The sequence below is a fragment of the Mesorhizobium sp. P3_A10 genome (assembly GCF_056403175.1).
This window is the reverse complement of sequence record NZ_JBFUFZ010000003.1, coordinates 168443-193436: the sequence shown is the minus strand read 5'-3', so window position 1 is coordinate 193436 and position 24994 is coordinate 168443. Positions and strand designations below refer to the sequence as shown.

Sequence of the window (24994 nt, the reverse complement as noted above, 5' to 3'; positions counted from 1 at the left end):
TGCTCCCGCTGGCGGGCCCGCGTCGGACTTGAGACGAGAGAGTTGCGCCCAGCCAGGCCGACGCCTCCTGGTTTTGCTCACTGGAGGCTCCGATTCAGATCAACAAGGTCGGGACCTCGCGCTTGAAGATGCGGTCTGCCGGCTCGGTTCCCAAATACTCCCTGGCAGCCTTGTGTCCGGAAAACACCGCCGCCTGGATGATCCCCGGCGCGACCGCGTCGCCGATTGTTGTGTGCGGAACACCGGCCTCGCAAAGCCAGGAGGACAGATCGTCTTGTGGAAGTCTTGATGTAACACTCAGCAAGGCCGCTGCAGGGATAGCCGGCAACGGTTCGTAAGTGTCCGACCGATTGATATGCAGCGAACCGTCCTTCCACTCCACGGCCGTCGTGTTCGGATACATCTTGACGCCGGCCGCCATCAGGGCGCTGAGCACACGAGGCTGTTCCAGCGTGTAGCCCATCCAGCCCGCAATCGCGGGCTGAGGACAGACGAGGTGAACCTCGTGGCCTTTTGCCGCGAGATGTTCTGCAAGGACATTAGCCATGTAGTAGTGATCGTCGTCATAGATCACGATCGGACCGGACAGGCTGTCGCCGTCCAGGATGCTGTCGGGCGTGAAAGCGCAACCGGAAAAACCTGGGATCGGCGTGTACCGGGTGCGGCCAAGTCCGTCATCCCTCCAGCGCGATCCAGTGGCCACGAATATGTGGTCGGCGCCAAACTCGCAGGCGATCTCGGGTGTGATTTCGCTGCCCAGGAAAAGCTCGACATTCGGCATCTGCTGCATCTGGTAGAGACGGTAGTCGCGGACCCGGCTCCAGGCTGACAAGCCCTTCAGCCTGCTTTCCTTGGTGACGCGTCCACCCATCTCTTCCGACTTTTCGGCGATTGTCACCTGGTGGCCCGCCCGCGCCAGGGTGAGGGCGCAGTCCAGCCCGGCAGGTCCGCCGCCGACGACAAGGAGGTTCTTGTTGGTCTGGGCTTTGGGAACGCGTTCAGGATGCCAGCCGCGCCGCCATTCTTCACTCATCGTCGGGTTTTGTGTACAGCGCAGCGGGATTGAGTACGCGTCGGAGGCCACGCAGATGTTGCAGCCTATGCACTCCCTGATCTCGTCCACCCGTCCTTCGCGGATTTTTTGGGGCAGGAACGGGTCGGCGATAGACGGCCGCGCGCCACCTATCAGATCGAGGACGCCACGGCGGATCTGGCTCACCATTGCGTCGGGGGATGTGAAGCGGCCGACCCCGACGACCGGCTTTGTCGTCACTGTTTTCACGAAGCTTGTAAATTCTTCCTGCGCGCCCTCGGGGTCAAAGCGGGAGGTTCCGGAGTCGCGGCTCCAACCCGAGACATTGACGTCCCAAAGATCCGGGATTTCCGCCAGCAACTCGACGACATCGCGTCCTTCGCCGGTACTCGATATAGCTTTGGGCCCGGTGAGTTCATGCACCGCAAAACGAATGGCCACGGCTATATCGTCGCCCGCCTCTTCCTTGGCCTCCTCCAAGACCTCGCGTAGCAGCCGAACCCGGTTGGCGAAGCTGCCGCCATATTCATCCGTTCGGTGATTATAGGCGGGGGTCAGGAAGTGCCAAAGGATGGACGCGTCGTGAGCGGCGTAGACATAGACGATGTCGTAGTTCGCCTGTTTCGCCCGTCGAACCGCAGCGCGATAGTTCTCGCGTAGCAACTTGATGTCGCTTTTGTCCATGGCTTTGCTTTGGACCGGGACCTCAGGCTTGAGAACGGGAAGACTGGATGGGCCGAGAACCGGATAGCCATTTGCCAGGCCGCGCGAACGCATGCCGCTGTGGCCGATCTCGATGGCCGAAAGCGCGCCATGCTCGCGGATCTTCTCGGTCAGCCGTGCATGGCTCCTGACGTCCACCTCATCCCAAAATTTCTCGATCGGCAGGTTGGAGATATCGGATGACGGATCGATCTCGGAAAGCTGCATACAGACGGTGCCCCAACCGCCTTCCGCCTTCATCGCCCTCATGCCGATGGAGCCGTTGGGCATGAGGGGAGAGTGGCCCGTCGCGTGCGGCACAGCGAAGAACCGATTTGGCGCCACCTTCGGCCCGATCTTGACGGGTTCAAACAGAACCGCATAGCGAGCGTCGATCGGGGTGGCGTGTATCGTCATTGCAGTGCCTTCTTGACGATGCCTCGATCGACCCAATCGTCGAATATTCCAAGCACCGTTTCAGCAAACAGCGCGTCGTTTATGTGCGCGTCGATCTCGGTCAATTCCACAGGATGCCGTATCGCTGAGCGCATTTCATCGAGGAACGCTGCTAGTCCTGCCGGGTCATGGGCAGGTTGCCCCTCCCGGTCCCATTCCTCGATACCTTGAATAGGCAGGATCACATGCACTGGAGCCAAGGCTTTGGCTAACCGATGGCCGATCTCGCGGGCAGTCTCGCGCCGCTCTTGCGCGTTCAACGCGGCGGAGGAGATCAAACGATTGTGCGCGTGGCAGGGTCTGCCGGCAAAGCGGGCGGGGATATCTTGCCAACTGGGAAAGTCTATCAAGTCGACGCAGCCGGGAGCGACGAGTTGTGGGACCTTGTTCTGTCCGGCTGACACAAGTCGGTCCTTGCCACCGTTGACGATAGAGCCAACCAAAAGGTTCCCGAGCTCGGGAAGCGCGAAATCCATGACGGCGCAGAAATATCCTTGCGCGGCCAGATTTTCAAAAGCCATTCCGCCCATGCCAGTCGCATGAAACACCGCAAGTTCGAACCCCCGCTCTTCCAAGGGGCCCTTGAGTAGTCTCATGTAGGAAAGACACGAGCTGCCAAGGCTCATCATGCCAATGATGGGACGATCCCGTTTCGGCGTTTCGACCGATTGCGCGGACCCCAAAACCGCGCCCGCGGCCTGGCTTAAAGACGACTTGCATATGGAGTTCAATCCGAAGAGGCCTCCCGCCCACAGGATCATCTGGATGTCGGGCGCTAATCTGTCCGCGGGGACGAGGGGGGAATACGCGACTGTGGAAATCACATATTTCGGAACGCCGAGTGGCAAGGCACGAGCGCAGTCGAGAGCCAGGTCTGTGCCCATGGTGCCGCCCATGGCAATCATGCCGTCGATCTTGCCTTCCGCGTGCAGCCTCGCTGTCAGGATTGACGCGCCGCGCGCCATGATCTGCATCGCGGTGTTCTCGTCGCCGGACGCGATCGCCGTCTGGATCGACGACCCGCCAGCCTCGGCGACATCGTGCTTGCTGATGTCGGTCGGCCGCATGGGACCACCGAGAACGCTTACGTCCATCGTAAGCGCTCGGCCGCCCTGTGCGACAATCCTGTCAGCGAGATAGATCAGTTCGTCCGACTTCGTATCGAATGTACCGATAACAAGGATCGTCTTCGTTTCTTTCGTTGTCATGGTTCCCACTCATTTTTTGTTTTTGGTTAGTCGGTCTCAGCCACGCATCCGCTCTCCCTGCGGGTCGTAGAAGGGCTGAAGCTGGACCTGGATCGGATAGCGTTTGCCGGCGATCTGGACCTCGAAATCACCCTCTTCGAGCCATGCCTTCGAGACGCCTTCCTCACGATGCAGGCTTGCAAGCCCCAGCATTTTGCCAACGCGGTAGCCCCATCCTCCGGAGGTGACGTGACCCACAAGGTCATCGCCTTTCCAGATCGGCTCGTTGTGCGCGAGATATGGCCCTGTCCTTCCGAGGCCGTTGACGGAGACCGATACCGTCCTGAAGCGCGTGGCTGCACCGCCTGCCTTCTGCCTTGCGAGAGGGTCTTTGCCGATGAACTCGCTCTTGTTGAGATCAACAGCAAATCCTAGGCCGGTTTCGTAAGGTGTGTCCTCCTCGGTGATGTCATGCCCGAAGTGCCTGAAGGCCTTTTCAAGGCGGCAACTTCCCATGGCAAACATTCCCATATGCCGCAGGCCGAGTGGCGTTCCGACCGCCAGGATGTTCTCGTAGACACCGTGCGTGAACTCCGTCGAAATCAGCAGCTCGTAGCCAAGTTCGCCTACGAACGATCTTCTGATGGCCCAGACCCGTGCATGGGCAAGGTCGATTTCCCGCGCGGCGCCGAACGGAAATTTCTCGTTGCTGAGGTCGTCTGTCGTCAGGGCGGAAAGTATCTCGCGAGACTTCGGCCCATGGATCGTCAGCAGCGCGTAGGACGACGTGGCGTCGAAGATTTCGAACCGCCACTCCGGGTCCGCATGCATTTCAAGCCAGGCGCGGTCGCGAACCTGGCTGGGGTGTCCCGTAACCACGAGGAATTTCTGTGGGCCGATCCGCGTGACCGTCACGTCGGCCTCGATGCCGCCGCGTTGATTGAGGAATTGGGTGTAGACGGAGGTTCCGACCGCCACGTCCATCTGGGCACCGCAGACCCTGTTCAACATTTCGACGGCATCCGGTCCCTGCACCAGGAGTTTGGCGTACATGGACTGGTCAAGGAGCACCGCCGCATCCCGGGCGGCGGCACATTCGTCGGCCACCAGGGAAGACCAGTATTGCTCGCCGACCGAAGGTTTGTCCTGCCATCCCAAGCCGGACGGGTCGTAGTACATTGGAATTTCCCAGCCGATGCGCTCGGCGAAAACAGCGTTTTGCGATTTCAGCCTGTCGTGCAGTGGTACCCGACGTACCCCGCGTGCCGTTTCGATCTGGCGGCCCGCCCAGTGGATGCCGTAATGGAATCCGACGGACTCACCGACCCTGTCGGCATTGTAAGTCGAGTTGGATTGAAAGGGATGGGCGCGAGAAGCCAGCATGGAGTTCATGCTGCGGCTCGGATATCCGTCGATCAGCCACTCCGCCATCGTCAAGCCGACGCCGCCGGAGTTCAGGATGCCGTTGGAATTCATGCCGGCGGCAATGAACAGGCCTGGCATTTCCGGCGCGGGGCCGAGGTAGGGCCGACCGTCCGGTGTGAAACTCTCGGGGCCGTTGAAAAACGTCTTGATCCCCATCTCGGCAAGCGCTGGCATGCGGGCGAAGATCGTCTCAAGCATCGGTTCGGTATGTTCCATGTCGAATGGAAGTTCGTCGAACTCGAAACCGTCTGGAATGCCCTCTGTGCCCCAAGCCTTGCCCAAGGCTTCGAAACCACCGATCAACAGCTTGCCCGCGTCCTCCTTCCAGTAGGTCCGTTCTTCGCCGACGACAAGGCAGGGCAGGGTGCGCGGGAGGCCGGCAATCGCTTCGGTGACGATGTAGAAATGCTCCGCCGCATGAAGGGGCACAGTCACCCCATGTGCCTTGGCAAAGCGGCTTGTCCACATCCCGCCGGCGAGAATGACTTTTTCGGTGGCGATCACACCCTGATCGGTTTCGACACCAATCACCCGGCCGTTCTTCGTCAGAATTCTTGTGGCCGAAGTGTTCTCAAAAATCAGCGCCCCGTTGTTGCGAGCGCCGCGGGCCATCGCCTGGGTGACGTCCAGGGGATTGACCTGACCGTTGGAGGGAACGAAGAAGCCGCCTTGGACGCCCCCATAGTCCACCAGGGGCCAGATTTCTTTCAGCTCCGGGATCGAGAGTATGTGGCTTTCGATTTCCATTCGTCCGGCATGGTCATGGTTGCGCAGCAACTGGTCCATCCGGATATCCGACAATGCGAGATGCAGCGTGCCGTTCTGCTTGTAGCCCGTTGCCTGTCCCGTCTCACTTTCGAGTTCCATAAAGAGCCGTGCGGTGTATTTCGAGAGCGCTGTCTGCGAGCCAGACTCGCGCAACTGCCCGACGATGCCTGCCGCATGCCATGTCGTCCCACTTGCAAGCTGTTTACGCTCCAAGAGCACCGCACCCGCCATTCCGCGTTTCGCAAGATGGTAGAGGGACGATATGCCGATGATGCCGCCGCCGATGACGACTGCAGGAGCCCGTTCTGGGAGCGCCCTTGGGGATCTGTTTTCGGTCATCAGAGTTGAATCCACGCTGTCTTGAGATTGAGGAATTTATCGAGGGCATGCGGCGACTTGTCGTGACCGTTGCCAGATTGTCCGACGCCACCGAGCGGCACGGTGATGTCCGGCCCTCCATATGTGTTGACGTGGACGACGCCGGCCCTGATCGCCCTTACCATGCGATGGGCGCGCGAGAGGTTGGACGTCCAGACGCCGGATGCCAGCCCGTAAATCGTCGAGTTTGCGATCCGAACCGCGGCGGCCTCATCGTCAAAGGGCGTGATCGCAAGCACCGGGCCGAACACTTCTTCCTGGGCAAGGACTGCGTCTGAAGCGACTTGGTCAAACACTGTCGGCGCCATGAAGAAGCCGCCCGTTTCCTCGCGGATTCGGGTCCCGCCGGTCAGTAGCGAGGCGCCTTCGGCCTTGGCCCTTGTCACAAATTCGAGGTTCTTGGAGAGTTGGTCACCACTTACAATCGCTCCCGCCTCGGTATTTAGATCGAGAGGATCGCCCAACCGCATTTTCGAGGCGAACTCGGCCACTTTGCGAGCGAAATCACTGTGGATGGCGCGCTCCACAAGCAGGCGGGAACCGGCTACACAAACCTGACCGGAATTACGGAATATGCCATAGGCCGCGACCTTGGCTGCCTGATCGAGATCCGGTGCGTCCGCGAACACCACGTTCGGCGACTTACCTCCGAGTTCGAGATAGACGCGCTTGAGATTAGATCGGGCGGAATATTCGAGAAGCCTCCGCCCTACGGGACCAGAGCCCGTGAAAGCCAGCACATCGACGTCATTGTGGAGTCCGAGTGCGGCGCCGACGACGGAACCCTGCCCGGTGACCACATTGAAGACGCCGGGCGGCAGGCCAGCCTCCGAACAGATCTCCGCCAAACGCAGCAAGGTAAGTGATGCGACCTCAGCCGGCTTTACGACAACCGAATTTCCGGCCGCCAGCGCGGGAGCGATTTTCCATGCTCCGATCATCATCGGGAAATTCCACGGAACAATCACGCCAACAACGCCGACCGGCTCATGATGAACCAGGCCGAGAACCGAAGCGGCCGTCGGGGCGATTTCGCCGTAGACCTTGTCGATCAACTCGCCGTAGTAGCGGAACGTGTTTGCTGCGCTTCCAGGCTCCGCCTTTATCGCCATTGAGATTTCGGTGCCGTTGTCGCGGACTCCGAGCACGGCCAGTTCGAGCGCATTCTTTTCGATCAGTTCGGCGATGCGGTGCATCACCTTCTTGCGTTCGGCCGGCGCAGCCCTCGACCATAATCCACGGTCGAAACTCGTCCTGGCACTCGCCACCGCCATGTCGACGTCATTTTCGTCGGCTTCAGCGAGGCGCGTAAGGATTGACCCATCAAGCGGCGATATCACCTCGCGCGTCCCGCCTTTCAGGGCTTTGCGCGCTTTTCCGTCGATGAAAAGCCCTTGCTCCGGAACTGAAAGCCCCCGAAGCTGGTCGATCTGGATTTGATCCATTGGTTGTCCTTACGGTCGGTTCCGAGTCGTTCTCAGTCACGCTAAATCGGAATGGTGTCGCGGGCTGCCTTCAGCGGTCAGATAGACCGAGCCAGCGGGACGGGCGTTTTGTGGCAATTTCATTCGGATTTCCCATTATGGCTTGACCGTCGTTTCGCGGTTCATTATTATCACCATCAGTTTAAAAAGCTTGCATTAGGTTTGAAGTTCTGTCAAGTAGCACTCATCGCGGAGAGGAAATCGTGTCGAAATCCGGACCTGGGGAAACAGTTCCAATGATGAAAAGCGTCGATAGGGCGCTTTATCTACTTTCATATTTTACCGTGCAGGACCCGGAATGGGGCCTGAGCGACCTCGCCCGAAAGTCCAAAATCGACAAAGCAACGACTCTTCGGATCCTCGTTGCGCTTATTCGCAACGGCTTTGTGGAACAGCATGCGGAAACCAAGAAATACCGCCTGGGGATTGCCGTACTCAGGCTGGCTCGGGTTAGAGAAGCTAGTTTCCCGCTCCTGTCATTCATCAATCCCGTGCTCGACAGGCTTGCCGAGGAGATGGAAGAAACCGCGCACGCCACACTGGCCGCAGAGACCGCAATGATCACGGTTGCGGTGACGGAGCCGAAGAGATCGACCCGTGTCTGGGTGAACCCGTCGCAATTGCTGCCTTTTCATGCGACCGCATCTGGTCTGGCGTTTCTGGCGTTCGCCGCGCCTGAGGTCCGCGACGGGGTTTTTGCCGAGGGAGAATTGGTCAGGTACACGAAAAATACCGTGGTCGACGAAGAGGAACTGCGGACGCAATTGGACCAAATCAGGAATCGCGGCTTCGCCTTTGCGCCTGGGTCTTTTGAAGTGGAATCGAGCGGTGTCGCCGCGCCGATCTTTTCCAGCAGTGGCGACGCTTTTGGATCGGTGGCGATCGCCGGTGTCGCATCTCGAATGACGAAGGACAGGCAGTTGAAAGCCGCACGGCTCTTAGTCGGGGCTTCGGTGGAAATATCTCGCGCAATCGGCGCTGAACCTCATGCGAGCATCCTGCGTGCAACGAAGGATCTTCTTGATGCCTGAACGCCGTAGCGCGCTTGTCCTCGATTTCGGCGGTGTGATCTCGAAAACGGTTTTTGAAACCCAGCGCCAAAACGAGGCCGCCTTGGGATTGCCTGCAGGAACCCTTGGCTGGATGGGCCCCTTCGACACCGATGGCGACGCGTTGTGGCGACAGATGCAGTCCGGGGTAATCACCGAACGGGACTACTGGTACACGCGGGCACGCGAGACCGGCAAGCTCCTCGGCGAGACCTGGGATGAACTCCCCGTGTTCCTCCAGCGCATCCGGGGTGATGATCCGCAGCTGATGATCAGACCAGAGGCGTTGCGCGCGATTGAGGTTGCCAAGGACGCGGGTAAGAAGCTTGCCATCCTGTCGAATGAGCTCGATCTGTTCTATGGCGCGGGATTTCGGTCCAAGCTTCCATTCCTTCAGATGTTCGACCTGATCGTCGACGCGACGTACACAAAAATCCTGAAACCCGACCCGCGCGCATACGGGTTCGTCTTCGACGGGCTTGGCCTTGCCCCTTCGGATTGCGTGTTCGTGGACGACCAGGCCAAGAACATCAAAGGAGCGTCGGACGTCGGGATGCACATCGTGCACTTCGATGTTACCCGGCCAGGCGAAAGCTATGCCCAGGCAATCAAGATGCTGGGAATTTGAGAGGAACAGAGGGTGCGAGAGACGAATTTCCTTGTTGAGAACAACGCCCGCCACATGTGGCATCCCATGGCGCATCCCGCCGAGATGCAAGCGAACCCGCCGCACATCATCAATGCGGCCGAGGGGGTTGAGGTCACCGATATCCACGGCAGGAAGCTGCTCGATGCCGTCGGCGGCCTTTGGAATGTCAACCTCGGCTATTCTTGCGAGCCGGTGAAAAAGGCGATCCGCGATCAACTGGACCAGCTTCCCTATTATTCCGCGTTCCGCGGCACATCGCCGTCGCCGGCGATCGAGCTCTCATACGAGCTGGCGGAATGGTTCAAGGAAGACGGCCTCGTTCGTGCGTTCTTCACGTCGGGCGGTTCGGATTCGGTCGAGACCGCTTTGCGTCTGGCGCGTCAGTATCACAAGATCAATGGCCAACCCGAGCGCACCAAGTTTGTTGCCCTCAAGAAGGGCTACCATGGCACGCATTTCGGTGGCGCATCGGTCAATGGCAATGCCAACTTCCGCCGCAACTACGAGCCGTTGCTACCTGGGGTTTTTCATCTCGCCGCACCTTATGCCTACCGCAATCCCTTCGGCACCTCTGATCCGGCGGAGATTGCCCAGGCGATCGCTCGCCAGTTCGAGGATGAGATCGCCTTCCAGGGGGCCGATACGATCGCTGCCATGATCATGGAACCCGTGCTGGGGTCGGGTGGCGTTATCGTGCCGCATGAAACCTTCATGCCATTGATGCGTGCCATTTGCGACAAGCACGGCATTTTGCTGATCGCCGACGAGGTGATCACAGCGTTTGGACGCACGGGCGCCTGGACCGGCTCGCGTGGCTGGGGTGTCAAACCGGACTTCATGTGCACGGCCAAGGCAATCAGCAACGGATACTTTCCGTTCGGCGCGGTGATGATCTGCCAAAAGGTGGCAACGGTATTTGAGGCCTCCAAGGGCGCCATTGGCTCGATCGGCCACGGCTACACCTATTCAGGTCACCCAGTTGGAGCCGCCGCAGCGCTCGCGACGCTCGCCGAAACAAAACGTCTCAACGTCGCCGCGAATGCAAAGGCCCGGGGAGCGGAGTTGCTTGTGGGCCTTGAAGGCCTCAAGGAGAAGCATGAGCTGGTAGGGGACGTGCGGGGTCTCGGTCTGATGTGCGCGCTTGAACTGGTGTCGGACCGCAAGACGCAATCGGCCGCGGCCAAAGACGTCGTGCAGAAGGTTTTCGACACCGCATACGAAGAAAGCGTCATGGTCCGCACTTCCGGTGCCAACGTCATCATCTCACCCCCGCTCGTCATCACGGCGGCAGATGTGAAGCGGATCGTCGCCGCACTCGATGTGGGCCTCGCGCAAGCCGGGCGATGATTGATTGAGATGGAATATTGCCTGGGCCATGTGGTCCCGGAATAGGGAAACTCACCCCGAAAATAAGGGCACAATCAAGTGAAAATCCTTGTACCCGTGAAGCGAGTTGTGGATGCGAACGTCAAGGTTCGCGTCAAGGCTGATGGTTCGGCGGTGGAACTCGCCAACGTCAAGATGGCGATGAACCCGTTTGACGAGATCGCGGTCGAAGAAGCGCTCCGGCTGAAGGAAGCCGGCAAGGCCGACGAGATCATCGTCGTCTCGATCGGACCGCAGCAGGCGCAGGAAACCTTGCGCACCGCGCTCGCCATGGGCGCCGACCGCGCCATCCTGGTCAAGACCGACGAACAGACCGAGCCGCTCGGCGTCGCCAAGGTGTTGAAGGGCGTCGTCGACGCTGAACAGCCCGGCCTCGTCATCCTCGGCAAGCAGGCGATCGACGACGACTCGAACCAGACAGGCCAGATGCTGGCAGCCCTTCTGGGCTGGGCACAGGGCACCTTCGCTTCCAAGGTTGTCATCGACGGCGACAAGGCCAAGGTGACGCGCGAAGTCGACGGCGGCCTGCAGACGGTGGAGCTGAAGATGCCGGCGATCGTCACCGCCGACCTTCGCCTCAACCAACCGCGCTATGCCTCCTTGCCCAACATCATGAAGGCCAAGAAGAAGCAGCTCGACGAAAAGAGCCCGGCCGACTACGGCGCCGACGTCAAGCCGCGCCTGAAAGTGCTCAAGACCGAGGAGCCCAGCGGCCGCAAAGCGGGCGTCAAGGTCAAGAGTGTCGCCGAGCTGATCGACAAGCTCAAGAACGAAGCCGGCGTTTTGTAAGCGATCGGGAAAGGACCAGAAAAATGACCATTCTCCTCATCGCAGAACACGATAACGCAACCCTTTCCGACCAGACCGCGAAGGCACTGTCGGCGGCCCTGCAGATCGGCTCGGACGTGCATGTGCTGGTCGCCGGCAAGGGCGCCAAGCCAGCTGCCGAAGCCGCCGCCAAGCTGAAGGGCGTCAGCAAGGTGCTGCTGGCCGAGGCCGATGAACTGGCCGAGCGCCTCGCCGAACCGACGGCGGCACTCGTTGTCTCGCTGGCCGGCGCCTACGACACCATCATTGCGCCGGCGACCTCGTCGGGCAAGAACGTCGCGCCGCGCGTCGCCGCCCTGCTCGATGTCGCGCAGGTCTCCGAAATCATCGAAGTGGTCTCGCCCGACACCTTCAAGCGTCCGATCTATGCCGGCAATGCCATCCAGACGGTGCAGTCAACCGACGCCAAGAAAGTGATCACCGTGCGCACCGCATCATATTCGAGCGCCTCCCAAGGCAATGCGGCTGCCGTCGAGCTTGTCTCGCCGGCAGCCGACCCGAGGCTCTCCATTTTCATTGAGAACAAGCTTTCCGACACCGACCGTCCGGAACTGACCTCGGCCAAGATCATCATCTCGGGCGGCCGTGCGCTGGGTTCGGCGGAAAAATTCAAGGAGGTCATCCTGCCGGTCGCCGACAAGCTCGGTGCGGCTGTTGGCGCTTCGCGCGCCGCGGTCGATGCCGGCTATGCGCCGAACGACTGGCAGGTCGGCCAGACCGGCAAGGTGGTGGCTCCCGATCTCTACATCGCGGTGGGCATCTCCGGCGCCATCCAGCACCTTGCCGGCATGAAGGATTCCAAGGTCATCGTCGCCATCAACAAGGACGAGGAGGCGCCGATCTTCCAGGTTGCCGACTACGGCCTCGTCGCCGACCTTTTTGATGTCCTTCCCGAACTTGCCAAAATTTGACACGAGGGGAATGAAAACGTGACGCAATCCTACACGATTACCCTGTCCTGCGACGACCAACCCGGCATCGTCGCGGCGGTCGCGACGGAACTTTCCGCCCTGGGCGCCAATATCACCGAGAGCAACCAGTTCTGGGACCGCCTTTCCAACCGCTTCTTCATGCGCATCGCCGTCGAATTCAGGCAGCCCACAACCAAGGAACAGGTCGAACACGCTGTGAAGCCCGTGTTGGACCGCTTCGGCATGAAGGCCGATGTCGTCGACGCCGGCCGCAAGCTGAAGATCATCATCATGGTTTCCAGATTCGACCATGCAATGTTGCATCTGCTCTACCAAATCCGTGTGGGATGGCTGCAGGTCGAGGTTGTAGCTGTCGTGTCGAACCACGAGGACAGCCGCCGAACCGCAGAGATAGAGGGTATTCCCTATCACGTCCTCAACGTCACCAAGGACAACAAGGCGGAACAGGAGAAGGTGCTGCTCGATCTCGTCCGGACGACGGAGGCAGATCTTGTGGTGCTAGCCCGATACATGCAGGTGCTCTCGGACAACCTCTCCACCCGGCTGTTCGGAAAAGTCATCAACATCCATCACTCGTTCCTTCCGTCGTTCAAGGGAGCAAAGCCTTATCATCAGGCCTTCGAACGCGGCGTGAAGCTGATTGGCGCAACAGCCCACTATGTGACGCCTGATCTCGACGAAGGGCCGATCATCGAGCAGGAAACGGAGCGTGTGACGCATACGATGACCGCCGACGATTTCGTCGCCACGGGCCGGGATATCGAAAGCAGGGTGCTGGCTAGGGCGGTGAAGATGCACCTGGAGCGCCGGGTAATGCTCAATGGCCACAAGACAATCGTTTTCGCGTGACCAGGGCCAGATGAGAGAACCAGTCATCATCTCTGGAGCAATCGTGGCGGCTTCAATACTCGAACGAGTAAAACTCGAAACTGAGGCCTTGAAGAGTTCCGGCATCAATCCTGGTCTTGCCGTGGTTATCGTCGGAAGTGATCCAGCCAGCCAGGTTTACGTCTCCTCGAAGGGGCGGAAGGCCGAAGAGTGCGGCTTCCTCTCACGAAAGTATGAATTGCCCGAAATCACGTCCGAGAAAGAACTTCTTGGCCTGGTGCACACATTGAACGAAGACCCGAAAATTCATGGACTCCTTCTGCAGTTGCCTTTGCCAAAACATCTGGATGCAGGAAAGATTATTCAGGCGATATCGCCTGACAAGGACGTTGATGGGTTCCATTATGTCAATGTGGGTATGCTGGGAACTGGCGAACTCGAGGGCGCGCTCGTCCCGTGTACGCCAGCAGGGGCGATGCTGCTGATTGAGTCGGTCCGGGGCAAGGACCTGTCAGGTTTGACGGCGGTGGTCATCGGGCGGTCCAACATCGTCGGCAAACCGATGGCCAATCTGCTGCTCGCGTCGAACGCGACCGTAACGATCGCGCACAGCCGAACAGCGGAAATCGAACAGATCTGCCGAGGGGCCGACATCCTGGTCGCCGCTGTCGGCAAGCCGGACTTCGTGAAGGGAGACTGGATCAAACCGGGTGCCACGGTTATCGACGTCGGTATTAACCGACTACCCGCAGCCGATGGCACCGGAAAGGGACGTTTAGTCGGCGACGTTGATTTCGAGGACGCTTGTCGAATTGCCGGGGCAATCACTCCCGTGCCCGGCGGCGTCGGGCCGATGACGATCGCGATGCTCATGGCCAACACCCTTAAGGCCGCCCAGCGCAGCGCTCGGTGAAGAAGACTCTAGCAGCGACCAATCATTGCCTCAGCCTTGGTCGAATTCCACGAGTCCTTGATTGACCACGCTGCTGCCTCCGTCGACGTTGATCAGGGCGCCGTTGACATACGAGGCTTCGGGCGAGAGTAGGAACGCGGCGACATTTGCAATCTCGCTCGCGTCAGCTGCCCGCCGTTGCGGCACGAGCCGCGTGACACGGCGATATCCCGGCTCTGGGTCCCCGCCTTCGGTCAGCATGCCCATTTCCATATCGGCCATCTCCGTTCGCACCCAGCCCGGGGCAATCACGTTGGCGCGAAGACCATGGCGAGCGTATTCAAGGGCTATCGTCTGGGTTAGGAGCGTCACACCGGCTTTCGACGCACTGTAGGCGGCCAGCCCGGCACCGGCCGTTGCGCCCGCAACGGACGAGATGGTGACGATCGCTCCTTTTGTCCGCAGCAGATGCGGAATTGCAGCTTTCGCCATTACAAACGGCGCGGTCAGATTGACGTCGATTTGGGTTTGCCAGTCGACAATGGACATCTCCGAAACGGATGCGGCGATGACAGTGCCTGCGTTCAGGACCAGCGAATCCAGGCGACCGAAATGGGCAACGACCTTTTCAACTAAGGCTGCCGCGTCAGCGGGCACGTTTATATCAGCCGCAATCGCCAGTCCGCCCGTCTGGTTGGCGACGGTTTGCAGGATTGCCTCTCTTCGCCCGCAGATTGCGACGAAATGCGTGGACGCCAATTTCAATGCGATGGCCGCACCGATCCCTGTGCCTCCGCCTGTTATCAGGGCTACAGGCCTGCTTTCGTCGACTGCCGAAGGCATCTCCGATTACCCTTTCCTAAGCCACCAAATTGCAGAAGGAACCGCGTTCAAGATCACCAGCCTGTGCCAAGATAGTCGTCCGCAAGACCGTATGAATCGTCGAGGTAGCGTGACAAGCGTGCGCCATTGTCGGCCAATTCCGGGCGTTCTCCGATCCATCCAATGTACGTAAGACTACGCAGAAGCAGGAAGAGCGGCAGCAGCGATTCGGAACGTTCAGACAGTTCCCTGCTTTGCCTATAGCCATCGAGAACCGCCTTCTTGATTGCCGGGTAGTGGGGCTCCTTGCGGTTGCGCAATAGCGTCGTTGCGATATCGAAGACACGCCACCCGTAACCGGAGTCATCGAAATCTATGAATTGGACGGAGCTTGGCGTCACCAGGACGTTCTCCCTGACGAGGTCTGCATGGATCAGGCCGAAATCAAGGTTCTGGACGCGCTCGAGTTTGGACGACAAGATACCGCGAAGCCTACCGAGTTTGTTTTGGTCTGCCACCGACAGAGCGTCGAAATCCCAGAAACGTCCCCATAGAGGGGTCTCCCCGAGCAAACCGTCCTTGTCCCAGGATGGACGGTCGAAAGCATCGCCACATACCCAGGCGTCGCTGATGTTGTGGAGATCGGCCATCTTGTTGCCGAGGGCGCTGAACAGGCGAACGAGATCTTGCGGTTCGTGCTCAAGCATCACGCCCGATTGGCCCAGCGGCGCTCCGGAGAGCCAAGACACGATGTCGGCGTTCTGTTCGGGAAAGTCCACGCTCGACGGCAGCGCTATATAGTCGCCGCCGTTGAGAGTGGGGAGGGGCGTCGGGACCTCGATTCCGCCTTGCCTCAGCACCTTCATCCACTGCAGCTCCGAACCAAGGGCCGCGGCGCTGTGGTATCCAGGACGGTGGAGCCTCAGGACCGCGGGGCGCCCGTCCGAAAGTGCAATCCTGAAGACTGCATTCTCACGGTACTTCAGAAGCTCCGGCTGCTGGGGCGAGAGTCCCCAGTGAGCGAGTGCTTCCTTGGCTCTGAGTGAAAGACGTGCAGATAGCGCCTCGGAAATGTCTCCCACGACAAATCTCCCTAGAGCGCTGTCAGCACGTCATCGAGGGTGCCGATCAACAGGTCGGCATTTTCCGTAGTGAAGGGCATCGGCGGGCGGATTTTCGTCGCGCACTGGTGGATGCCGAGCTTGCCCATCAAAACCCCGCGCTTGCGCATTTCGTTGATGAGCCGCGTTGCGAGTTCAGGCGCGGGCGTCTTCTCCGCCCTGTCGAGCACAAGTTCCGCCCCGAAAAACAGTCCGCTGCCACGCACGTCGCCGATGACGGAATGCTTTTGCGCCAACCGCACGAGGCCGTCCTTGGCATATTTGCCGACGTTTTTTGCGTTTTCGACCAGTTTCTCGTCTTCCAGCACCTCGAGTACGGCCATGCCCGCAGCACAGGAAACCGGATTGCCGCCAAAGGTGTTGAAATATCGAAACGCCTTGCGGAATGCGTTCAGGGTCTCCGATCCCGCCACGACGCCAGCAATGGGATGTCCGTTTCCCATCGGCTTGCCCAGCGTGACGACATCGGGAACGATGCCGGCGTGCTGATGTCCCCACATGTTGTCGCCAGTCCTGCCAAACCCAGGTTGGACTTCGTCGGCAATTAGAAGACCGCCAGCCTTTCGCACCGCTTCGGCCGCTCCCGTCAAGAATCCCTTGGGCAAATCGGGGAAGCCCTCGTTCGCGAAGAACGGGTCGACGATCAAAGCCGAGAACCCGTGTCCGCTCTCGTCAAGCGAACGGATCGCCTTCTCTACCTCAGCGGTGAAAGCAGCAGCAAACGGTTCGCCCGCAACCCCACCCAGTGGCCGGTAACTGTCGGGTGCCGATACATGACGGACATGGCCGCCATAGCCTCCGACAGGTGGCATACGTGTCGACAGCTGGGAAACGGCGGTCGTGTTTCCGTGGTAGGTGAAGTCTGTTGCGATCACCCCCGTCTTTCCTGTGACGGCTTGTGCCATCCGAAGAGCGATGTCGTTCGCCTCGCTACCGGTACAGGTCAGGATTGCGGCATCCAGCGAATCGTCGAAGTAACCCAAAAGTCGTTCTACGTAGTTCAGGATGCCTTCGTGGAGATACCGGGTGTGTGTGTTCAGCGTTGAAGCTTGTCGGCAGATCGCATCCACTACATACGGGTGGCAATGGCCGACATGGGGCACGTTGTTGTAGCAGTCTAGATAACGCTTGCCGTCCGCGTCCCACAGCCAGACACCCTCTCCGCGGACGAGATGCACAGGATTCTCGTAGAAGATCGAGGTGTTCTTTCCGAGCAATTTCTCGCGCCTGGCGAGCAGAGCCTGCGTGTCGTCCATCATCCAGCCTGTTGTGGTTTGTTCGACCATCGGTTCATTATTATATCCATCAGATAGATTATCGGTCCGAGGCTTGATCGATGTCAAGTATGCCGTCGCAAAATAGCGTCGCTGCAGGCCGGTTGACATTTCCAAAAAAAATCACATGATAAAGAACCATCGGTGATAATAATGAACCAATGACGCCGATGAACTCTAGAAGGGGAAGTTGGATGTCAAAGGAACAAACCTCGGCTGATCGTGGGCTGCGGGCAGGGACACTGGGAGCAGCGGCCATCACGTTGATGGTGGTGTCTGCCGTGGCCCCGCTCACCAATATGGCGGGCGTCTTGCCCGTCGCCATTCTCTTCGGCAACGGCACGGCGATCGTCCCGGCCTTCATGCTGATGATGATACTGGTACTGATTTTCTCGGTGGGCTACGTGACGATGGCCCGCCATGTGCACAATGCGGCTTCGTTCTACACCCTGATTACAAGAGGACTAGGAAAGACCGCCGGCGGAGCGGCCGCCATTGTGGCGCTTCTCGGCTACAATTGCATGCAGATCGGCATGTCGGGGATGTTCGGCCCTGTCTGCACCGATCTGGTCAAGACATTCACCGGTGTCACGGTGCCGTGGTGGGCATTCAGTCTTTGCGCGTCGGCTCTGATCGGGATCCTTGCCTATCGACGCATAGACCTTTCCGCGAAGGTGCTCGGTATTCTCGTCATCGCCGAATTCGCGGTGGTTTTGATCCTTGACCTGATGATCGTCTACAAAGGCGTTCCTGGTGGGTTCAATCTCGCCCCGCTTTCGCTGTCGGGTATGCCAAGCACGTCCGCACTGGGTGTCACATTCGTGTTTGCCTTCGGCTGCTACATCGGCATTGAAGCCACAACCCTCTACAGTGATGAGGCGAAAGATCCGAAGCGGACCATTCCGCTCGCCACATACGCGGCAGTCCTCCTGATCGGCGTTTTCTATTCCATCTCGACCATCTGGATCGTCGAGGCTGCGGGCACGTCAACGATTGTCACCCAGCTGCAGAACATCGGCGACCCGATCCAGTTCGTGTTCAACATCGCAAATCAATATGTCGGCAACTGGCTGGCTGTGTTGATGCGCGTGTTGTTCGTGACCAGTGTTTTCGCTTGCCTGCTGGCCTTCCACAATCATGTCGCCCGGTATTTCTACTTCCTCGGCAAAGAAGGTCTTGTGCCGGCCTGGCTCGGCCGCACTCATGACACCTATCAGAGTCCTCATCGCGCCACGATCGTGCAGACGGTTATCGCACTCGCGGTGATCTCGGTCTTCGCCATCGCAGGCCTCGATCCGCTACTTACCCTGTTCGCATGGATCGCGAACGTGGCCGTCATATGCATCATCCTTCTGATGCTCGCGGTCTGCCTCGCGGTCATAGCATTCTTCAACAAGAACCCGGAACTGGAACCGAACCAGCCGATCAAGACGAAGATCATGCCTGCTCTTGCTGCTGTAGGCTTTGCTGCCGTGGCATACTTCGGCATTAGCGGTTTCGACATCCTCACGGGCACTCCGGGCCCGTTGGCTGTCGCGCTGCCGTCCACGATCCTGGTGGCTGCCGTCATCGGGGCGGTGAGGGCAATGATGCGGCCTGGAGCCGTCGCTCGGTTAAACGCCGACAGAGTGTAACAACTTCAAGACAAGACGAGAGGGCTCGCCTAATCGGCTGGCCCTTTCGACCTCAATCGCGCCGCCTGCCAGCCCAGGTGCGACCGAGCCCTGATTGGTTCCAAACGTGACGGTTGGCAACGCTACCAGATTAGAATTTTCGCGGAACGGAGGTTTCGAAAATGGCCCAGGCACCGATACACCGCGCAAACACTCCAAAATACATGCCGGGCTTCGGTAACGACTTCGAGACGGAGTCTCTTCCGGGCGCGCTGCCGCAGGGCCAGAATAGTCCGCAGAAGTGCAACTTCGGACTCTATGCCGAGCAGTTGTCAGGCTCGCCCTTTACCGCACCCCGTGGCACGAATGAGCGATCCTGGCTCTACCGCATCCGCCCCAGCGTGCGGCACACGCGCCGGTTTTCCAACGCCAGCTACCCGTTCTGGAAATCGGCGCCGTGCCTCGATGATCATTCCCTGCCGCTCGGCCAATTGCGCTGGGACCCGATCCCGGCCCCAACGGAAAAACTCAACTTTCTTGCCGGCATTCGCACCATGACGACGGCCGGCGACGTGATGACCCAGGTCGGCATGGCGGCGCATGCCTATGTTTTCAATGACGACATGGTCGACGATTACTTTTTCAATGCCGACGCCGAACTGTTGGTTGTGCCGCAACTCGGCGCCATCCGGGTTTTCACCGAAATGGGCATCATTGATGTTGAGCCTTCCGAGATCTGCCTGATCCCGCGAGGCATGATGTTCAAGGTCTCACGGCTCGGCGAGGGATCCGATTGGCGCGGCTATATCTGCGAAAACTACGGTGCCAAGTTCACCCTGCCGGATCGCGGCCCTATCGGCGCAAATTGCCTCGCAAACCCGCGCGACTTCAAGACGCCGGTCGCTGCCTATGAGGACAAGGAAACGCCATGCCGCGTGAATGTGAAATGGTGCGGCAAATTCTATGTCAGCGAAATCGGGCATTCGCCGCTCGACGTTGTTGCCTGGCATGGTAACTACGCGCCGTTCAAATACGACCTGCGCACCTTCTCGCCGGTCGGCGCGATCCTGTTCGACCATCCCGATCCATCGATCTTCACGGTGCTCACGGCGCCAACCGAGGAATCGGGAACCGCGAATGTCGATTTCGTCATCTTCCCGCCTCGCTGGTTGGTGGCCGAGCACACGTTCCGCCCACCTTGGTACCATCGCAATATCATGAGCGAATTCATGGGCCTCATCGAGGGCCAATACGACGCCAAGGAAGAAGGCTTCGTACCGGGCGCCATGAGTCTGCACAATATGATGCTGCCGCATGGCCCGGATGCCATGGGCTTCGAGAAGGCATCCAGCGTGGAACTGAAGCCGGTGAAGCTAGACCACACCTTGGCCTTCATGTTCGAGACCCGGTATCCGCAGCAGCTGACGCGCTACGCCGCCGAGCTCGAGACCTTGCAGGAGGGCTACCTGGAATGCTGGGATCACCTGGACCGGAAATTTGACGGAACCCCAGGCGTCAAATGATGCCTCAACTACGCATCAATTCATGAATCCTGATGCCACGTGGTGAAGAAGGACGGTTTGGCGGCATGAAACTCGCAACGATCAAAGACACAACCAGGGACGGAAGGCTTGTCGTCGTCTCAAGGGATCTAAGCCGCTGTTGCGAGGTCGGTCATATCGCGCGCACTGTTCAGGCAGCCCTCGATGACTGGCGAAATGCTGCTCCCCGACTTCGAGAGATCGCCGAGGGCCTCGAGGCAGGTTCGCAACCCTCTACGCCTTTTTATGAAGGTGACGTCTGCTCGCCACTTCCGCGTGCTTACCAATGGGCTGACGGCTCGGCTTACGTCAATCACGTCGAGTTGGTGCGAAAGGCCCGCAACGCCGAGATGCCGGAGAGCTTCTGGAGCGATCCTCTGATGTATCAGGGTGGCTCTGACAGCTTTCTTGGCCCTCGCGATCCCATCGTCATGGGCGACGAAGCTTACGGGATCGACATGGAAGGTGAGGTGGCCGTGATTGTGGATGACGTCCCAATGGGCGTGTCCGTCGATCAGGCCGGTGAAGCCATCCGCCTTGTAATGCTGGTCAATGACGTCTCTTTGCGTGGTCTCATTCCCGCGGAGTTGGCCAAGGGCTTCGGCTTTTTCCACTCAAAACCCTCGTCCGCTTTCTCGCCAGTGGCCGTGACGCTCGACGAACTCGGGAGCGCCTGGAGGGATGGGAAACTACACCTCCCCTTGCTTGTTGCCTTGAATGGCGAACCGTTCGGCAAAGCCAACGCGGGCATCGACATGACCTTCGACTTTCCTCAACTGATCGCCCATGCCGCCAAGACCCGGCCGCTCGCCGCAGGAACGATCATCGGCTCGGGGACCGTGTCCAACAAGCTGGACGGCGGCCCCGGCAAGCCTGTGTCCGAGGGCGGCATGGGGTATTCCTGCATCGCAGAGATCCGCACTATCGAGACTATTCAGAGTGGCGCCCCGAAAACCCCCTTCATGAAGTTTGGCGACACGGTGCGTATCGAGATGAAGGACATGGCAGGACAGTCGATCTTCGGTGCGATCGAGCAGAGCGTTCAGAAACGTGTTCAAACCTGAGGCGAGGTTACCGCCTTCCTCCACCAGCTCTCTACGAGCAAAAACAAGGAATTTTGACTATGGCAAAAGCATTTGCTTCGCAGGGCGATCTTGCGGAAAAGAAGATTTCCTTCACCGAAGTCGGTAAGGACCTCTGGGCGTTTACGGCCGAGGGCGATCCGAACACCGGTGTGATTATCGGCGACGACGCCGTGATGATCGTCGATGCGCAGGCCACCCCACGGCTCGCCGGCAAGGTTGTCGAGAATATCCGCCGCGTCACCGACAAGCCGATCAAATATGTCGTGCTCTCGCACTATCACGCTGTCCGGGTTCTTGGTGCCTCCGCCTACAATGCGGAGCAGATATTCATGTCGGAAAAGGCGCGCGGCATGGTCGCCGAGCGCGGCAAGGAAGATTGGGATTCGGAGTTCCAGCGCTTCCCGCGCCTATTCCAGGGACACGAAAGCATTCCGGGCCTGACCTGGCCAACCATGACCTTCAAGGAGCGCATGACGGTCTATATGGGCAAGCGCCGGGTCGACCTGATGCATCTTGGTCGCGCTCACACCGCGGGTGACATCGTAGCCTATGTCCCCGACCAGAACGTCATGTTCACCGGTGACATCATCGAATATCACTCTGCTTGCTACTGCGGCGATGGTCACTTCAGCGACTGGCCGGCAACGATCGAGGCGATCCGTGCATTTGACGTCGACGCGATCGCGCCGGGGCGCGGCGACGCGCTGACCAGCAAGGAGCTGGTGAAAAAGGCTCTCGACAACACTGTCGACTTCGTGCGCTCGACCTATCGACCGATCGCCCGCGTTGCCCAGGGCGGCGGCACGCTGAAGGAAGCGTGGGACGCCTGCCGAGCCGAGTGCGACCCGAAATTTGCCGCCTACGCGATCTACGAACACTGCCTGCCATTCAACGTCGCACGCGCCTACGACGAAGCGCTCGGCATCGACACTCCACGGATCTGGACCGCCGAACGCGACCGCCAGATGTGGGACGCCCTGCAGCGATAAATGCTGTCGAAGGGTTCGATTGGGAGGCACACATCACCAAGATCTTCGAAACACCGCTCTATCCCTACCGGCGATCGTCTGACCAGGACGCCGAGAGACCCGTTCGCCGCCCTGTCGCCATCGTCGGGGCGGGGCCTGTGGGCCTTGCTTTGGCGATCGACCTGGCCAGTCAGGGCATTGCCGTCGTTGTACTCGACGACAATGACAAGGTGAGCTTCGGTTCGCGCGCCATCTGCTTTGCCAAGCGCTCGCTGGAAATCCTGGATCGGCTCGGCTGTGCGGCTCCGATGGTGGAGAAGGGTGTGCAGTGGAGCGTAGGCAAGGTGTATTTCGACGAACGACAGGTCTTCGAATTCAACCTGTTGCCCGAGGGTGGTCACAAACAGCCGGCTTTCATCAATCTCCAACAATACTACCTCGAGCAGTATCTGGTTGACCGTGCCTGCACGCTGGAGGCGGAAGGGCGACCGATCGAGCTGCGCGGCAAGAATCGCGTGACAGGCGTCAATGATACCGGAAACGGTGTCCGTGTCTCCGTCGATACGCCGGATGGCCCGTATGATCTGATCGCCGACTGGTTGATCGCCTGCGATGGCGCAGGTTCCCCCGTGCGCAAGGCACTCGGCCTCGATTTCATCGGCAGGATCTTCGAGGACAACTTCCTGATCGCCGACATCGTTATGGAAGACAGTCCTGCTTTTCCGGTTGAGCGCCGCTTCTGGTTTGATCCGCCCTTCAACCGCGGCCAGTCCGCGCTTTTGCACAAGCAGCCTGACAATGTCTGGCGGGTCGACCTGCAGCTTGGCTGGAACATCGACAAGCAAGCGGAATCGACGCCGGCAAAGGTGGTCCCGCGGTTAAAGGCGTTTCTCGGCGAGCACGCGCAGTTCGAACTCGACTGGGTCTCGATCTACACGTTCCAATGCCGGCGCATGGAAAAATTCCGCCATGGTCCGGTGATCTTTGCCGGCGACAGCGCGCATCAGGTCTCGCCCTTCGGCGCCCGCGGCGCCAATTCGGGCCTGCAAGACACTGACAATCTTGCCTGGAAGCTCAAGCTGGTGATCGACGGCAAAGCGCCTGCGAGCCTGCTGGACAGCTATGACGCCGAGCGGGTGCAGGCAGCTGATGAAAATATCCTCAATTCGTCGCGCTCGACAGACTTCATCACGCCGAAGTCCGAGACCAGCCGCCTCTTCCGCGACGCCGTGCTCGATCTTTCAGAGCACCTTCCAGCCACGCGCCCCATGGTCAACTCAGGCCGCCTTTCGGTTCCATCGACCTATGACGGCTCTCCGCTGAACGGGCCCGATTGTGACGGTTTGCCGATGCAAACCCGGCCAGGTTCGCCGGCTGTGGATGCGCCTGTGGGCGGAGGCTGGCTACTCGACCGCCTTGGTGGCGGCTTCCAGCTTCTTACCATCAATGCCGGAGCGCCTGAGATGCTGGACATCGACGGCATTCCGATCGAACGCGTCGTCGTGGCCGCGACCGGCGACGACACCGAGGCTTTTCGCGCACGTTGGCTCGGGACCGCCACGAGCGCCGTTTACCTGCTTCGTCCAGATCAGCACGTCGCTGCCCGCTGGCACGCATTCGACGAGATGGCGGTTCGGAGTGCGTTGCTGAAAGCCATCGGGAGATTGCGATGACGGCACTGACAACCATGCCCAACATAGCTCGACCCGACGATTTCTATGCGGAACTGCTCGACGCTCATGAGGGGTTGAGCAAGGCTGAAAGCGATGCTTTGAACGCCCGTCTTATTCTGCTGCTCGCCAACCATATCGGTAACCGAATGGTGCTGAGTGAAGCGCTCAAAACTGCGTTACACTGCGGCAAACCGACGTGAGCGACATCGTTCTCTACGACTACTGGCGCTCGTCTGCGAGCTACCGTGTGCGCATCGCGCTTAACAGCATCGGCCTCGCTTATCGAGCAGTCCCCGTAAACCTCCTGGACAAGACCCATAAATCGCGGGACCATCTGGCACGCAATCCGCAAGGTCTCGTACCCGTGCTCGACATCGACGGCGTAATGCTGACCCAGTCGCTGTCGATCATCGAATATCTCTGCGAAACCCGCGAGGCCACGTTGCTGCCGAAAGATGCGCCCGGCCGCCAGCGCGTTAGGGCTCTCTCCCACGCGATCGCCATGGATATTCATCCTGTGTGTAACATGGGCGTCAGCGCCCATGTCGTGGAACTCACTGGAGGCGGCGAAGCAGTCCGCACTGCTTGGATGCGTAAGTTCATCGGGGAGGGGCTTCGCGCGTTTGAAACCCTGCTCACGCATCCGTCAACTGGCAGATTCTGTCATGGAGACAGCCCGACTATGGCAGATTTCTGCCTTGTGCCGCAGGTCTACAATGCTGAGCGATGGGGTGTCGATCTCAAGGACATGCCCCGCATTCGGGCCATCGATTCCACTTGTGCGGAACTGCCAGCCTTTCGCGCGGCCCATCCGGAAGCGGTAAAGACATGATTGCGAAAGTTCGCCCCGTGCACCTAGGGCGACCACTTGAACGCCAGCTCACGAGATAAAAAGCAGCC

The 24994-nt window shown here is 59.5% G+C and carries 21 protein-coding genes; 14 read left to right on the top strand and 7 right to left on the bottom strand.

What is annotated here, in order from left to right; all coding sequences use genetic code 11:
* Nucleotides 1–94: 94 nt before the first annotated feature.
* Genes AC1DXU_RS13835 through AC1DXU_RS13820 form a run of 4 tightly spaced genes read right to left on the bottom strand, consistent with a single transcriptional unit; the run spans nt 95 to nt 7394 of the window.
* The gene (locus tag AC1DXU_RS13835) at nt 95–2152 is read right to left on the bottom strand and encodes an oxidoreductase (RefSeq protein ID WP_477369246.1); all 2058 of its coding nucleotides are present in this window, start codon (nt 2150–2152) and stop codon (nt 95–97) included.
* Nucleotides 2149–3399 (bottom strand): Tm-1-like ATP-binding domain-containing protein, encoded by a 1251-nt coding sequence (locus AC1DXU_RS13830; RefSeq protein ID WP_126070449.1) that lies wholly within the window; start codon nt 3397–3399, stop codon nt 2149–2151. The genes AC1DXU_RS13835 and AC1DXU_RS13830 overlap by 4 nt, the downstream gene beginning before the upstream one ends.
* A gap of 36 nt (nt 3400–3435) precedes the next feature.
* Nucleotides 3436–5910, bottom strand: a complete 2475-nt coding sequence (locus AC1DXU_RS13825) for an FAD-dependent oxidoreductase (protein WP_477369244.1) — start codon at nt 5908–5910, stop codon at nt 3436–3438.
* Nucleotides 5910–7394, bottom strand: coding sequence for an aldehyde dehydrogenase (locus AC1DXU_RS13820; RefSeq protein ID WP_477369242.1), 1485 nt, complete (start codon nt 7392–7394; stop codon nt 5910–5912). Before AC1DXU_RS13820 ends, AC1DXU_RS13825 begins: the two co-directional genes overlap by 1 nt.
* Before the next feature lie 275 nt (nt 7395–7669).
* On the opposite strand from AC1DXU_RS13820, the gene AC1DXU_RS13815 reads away from it, so the two are divergent.
* The 7 genes from AC1DXU_RS13815 to folD all read left to right on the top strand — a co-directional run bounded on the left by AC1DXU_RS13815 (nt 7670) and on the right by folD (nt 14018).
* Nucleotides 7670–8464, top strand: coding sequence for an IclR family transcriptional regulator (locus AC1DXU_RS13815; RefSeq protein ID WP_477369240.1), 795 nt, complete (start codon nt 7670–7672; stop codon nt 8462–8464).
* Nucleotides 8457–9110, top strand: a complete 654-nt coding sequence (locus tag AC1DXU_RS13810; protein ID WP_477369238.1) for an HAD-IA family hydrolase — start codon at nt 8457–8459, stop codon at nt 9108–9110. Before AC1DXU_RS13815 ends, AC1DXU_RS13810 begins: the two co-directional genes overlap by 8 nt.
* 12 nt (nt 9111–9122) lie before the next feature.
* On the top strand, nt 9123–10478 hold the full coding sequence (locus AC1DXU_RS13805) for an aminotransferase class III-fold pyridoxal phosphate-dependent enzyme (RefSeq protein WP_477369236.1): 1356 nt from the start codon (nt 9123–9125) through the stop codon (nt 10476–10478).
* A gap of 78 nt (nt 10479–10556) precedes the next feature.
* A complete protein-coding gene (locus AC1DXU_RS13800) occupies nt 10557–11306 on the top strand; it encodes an electron transfer flavoprotein subunit beta/FixA family protein (protein WP_477369234.1) in 750 nt (249 codons plus the stop codon).
* Between the two features lie 23 nt (nt 11307–11329).
* Nucleotides 11330–12256, top strand: coding sequence for an electron transfer flavoprotein subunit alpha/FixB family protein (locus AC1DXU_RS13795; RefSeq protein WP_477369232.1), 927 nt, complete (start codon nt 11330–11332; stop codon nt 12254–12256).
* A gap of 18 nt (nt 12257–12274) precedes the next feature.
* Nucleotides 12275–13126, top strand: a complete 852-nt coding sequence (purU, locus tag AC1DXU_RS13790; protein WP_477369230.1) for a formyltetrahydrofolate deformylase — start codon at nt 12275–12277, stop codon at nt 13124–13126.
* A gap of 10 nt (nt 13127–13136) precedes the next feature.
* Nucleotides 13137–14018 carry a bifunctional methylenetetrahydrofolate dehydrogenase/methenyltetrahydrofolate cyclohydrolase FolD gene (gene folD, locus AC1DXU_RS13785; protein WP_477307813.1) on the top strand — a complete coding sequence of 294 codons (882 nt, stop codon included), beginning with the start codon at nt 13137–13139 and terminating at the stop codon, nt 14016–14018.
* Nucleotides 14019–14048: 30 nt separating this feature from the next.
* Here folD and AC1DXU_RS13780 read toward each other — a convergent pair whose 3' ends face one another.
* Genes AC1DXU_RS13780 through AC1DXU_RS13770 form a run of 3 tightly spaced genes read right to left on the bottom strand, consistent with a single transcriptional unit; the run spans nt 14049 to nt 17196 of the window.
* Nucleotides 14049–14840: an SDR family NAD(P)-dependent oxidoreductase gene (locus tag AC1DXU_RS13780; protein ID WP_477369228.1), complete on the bottom strand. Its 792-nt coding sequence runs from the start codon at nt 14838–14840 to the stop codon at nt 14049–14051.
* A gap of 53 nt (nt 14841–14893) precedes the next feature.
* Complete coding sequence (locus AC1DXU_RS13775) at nt 14894–15901, bottom strand: phosphotransferase enzyme family protein (RefSeq protein WP_477322511.1); 1008 nt, start codon at nt 15899–15901, stop codon at nt 14894–14896.
* Between the two features lie 11 nt (nt 15902–15912).
* Complete coding sequence (locus AC1DXU_RS13770; protein WP_477370351.1) at nt 15913–17196, bottom strand: aspartate aminotransferase family protein; 1284 nt, start codon at nt 17194–17196, stop codon at nt 15913–15915.
* Nucleotides 17197–17408: 212 nt separating this feature from the next.
* Between AC1DXU_RS13770 and AC1DXU_RS13765 the strand changes: the two genes are divergently transcribed.
* From AC1DXU_RS13765 to maiA, 7 genes are all read left to right on the top strand, one after another.
* Nucleotides 17409–18848, top strand: a complete 1440-nt coding sequence (locus tag AC1DXU_RS13765) for an APC family permease (RefSeq protein WP_126070438.1) — start codon at nt 17409–17411, stop codon at nt 18846–18848.
* A gap of 161 nt (nt 18849–19009) precedes the next feature.
* Nucleotides 19010–20350, top strand: a complete 1341-nt coding sequence (gene hmgA / locus AC1DXU_RS13760) for a homogentisate 1,2-dioxygenase (RefSeq protein WP_477369226.1) — start codon at nt 19010–19012, stop codon at nt 20348–20350.
* Between the two features lie 65 nt (nt 20351–20415).
* Nucleotides 20416–21432, top strand: a complete 1017-nt coding sequence (locus tag AC1DXU_RS13755) for a fumarylacetoacetate hydrolase family protein (RefSeq protein WP_477369224.1) — start codon at nt 20416–20418, stop codon at nt 21430–21432.
* Nucleotides 21433–21491: 59 nt separating this feature from the next.
* A complete protein-coding gene (locus tag AC1DXU_RS13750) occupies nt 21492–22442 on the top strand; it encodes an MBL fold metallo-hydrolase (RefSeq protein ID WP_126070435.1) in 951 nt (316 codons plus the stop codon).
* Between the two features lie 32 nt (nt 22443–22474).
* Nucleotides 22475–24094, top strand: coding sequence for an FAD-dependent oxidoreductase (locus AC1DXU_RS13745; protein WP_477370348.1), 1620 nt, complete (start codon nt 22475–22477; stop codon nt 24092–24094).
* Nucleotides 24091–24294, top strand: a complete 204-nt coding sequence (locus AC1DXU_RS13740; RefSeq protein WP_126070434.1) for a DUF2783 domain-containing protein — start codon at nt 24091–24093, stop codon at nt 24292–24294. The genes AC1DXU_RS13745 and AC1DXU_RS13740 overlap by 4 nt, the downstream gene beginning before the upstream one ends.
* Nucleotides 24291–24926, top strand: coding sequence for a maleylacetoacetate isomerase (gene maiA, locus AC1DXU_RS13735; protein ID WP_477369222.1), 636 nt, complete (start codon nt 24291–24293; stop codon nt 24924–24926). Before AC1DXU_RS13740 ends, maiA begins: the two co-directional genes overlap by 4 nt.
* Nucleotides 24927–24994: the final 68 nt, after the last annotated feature.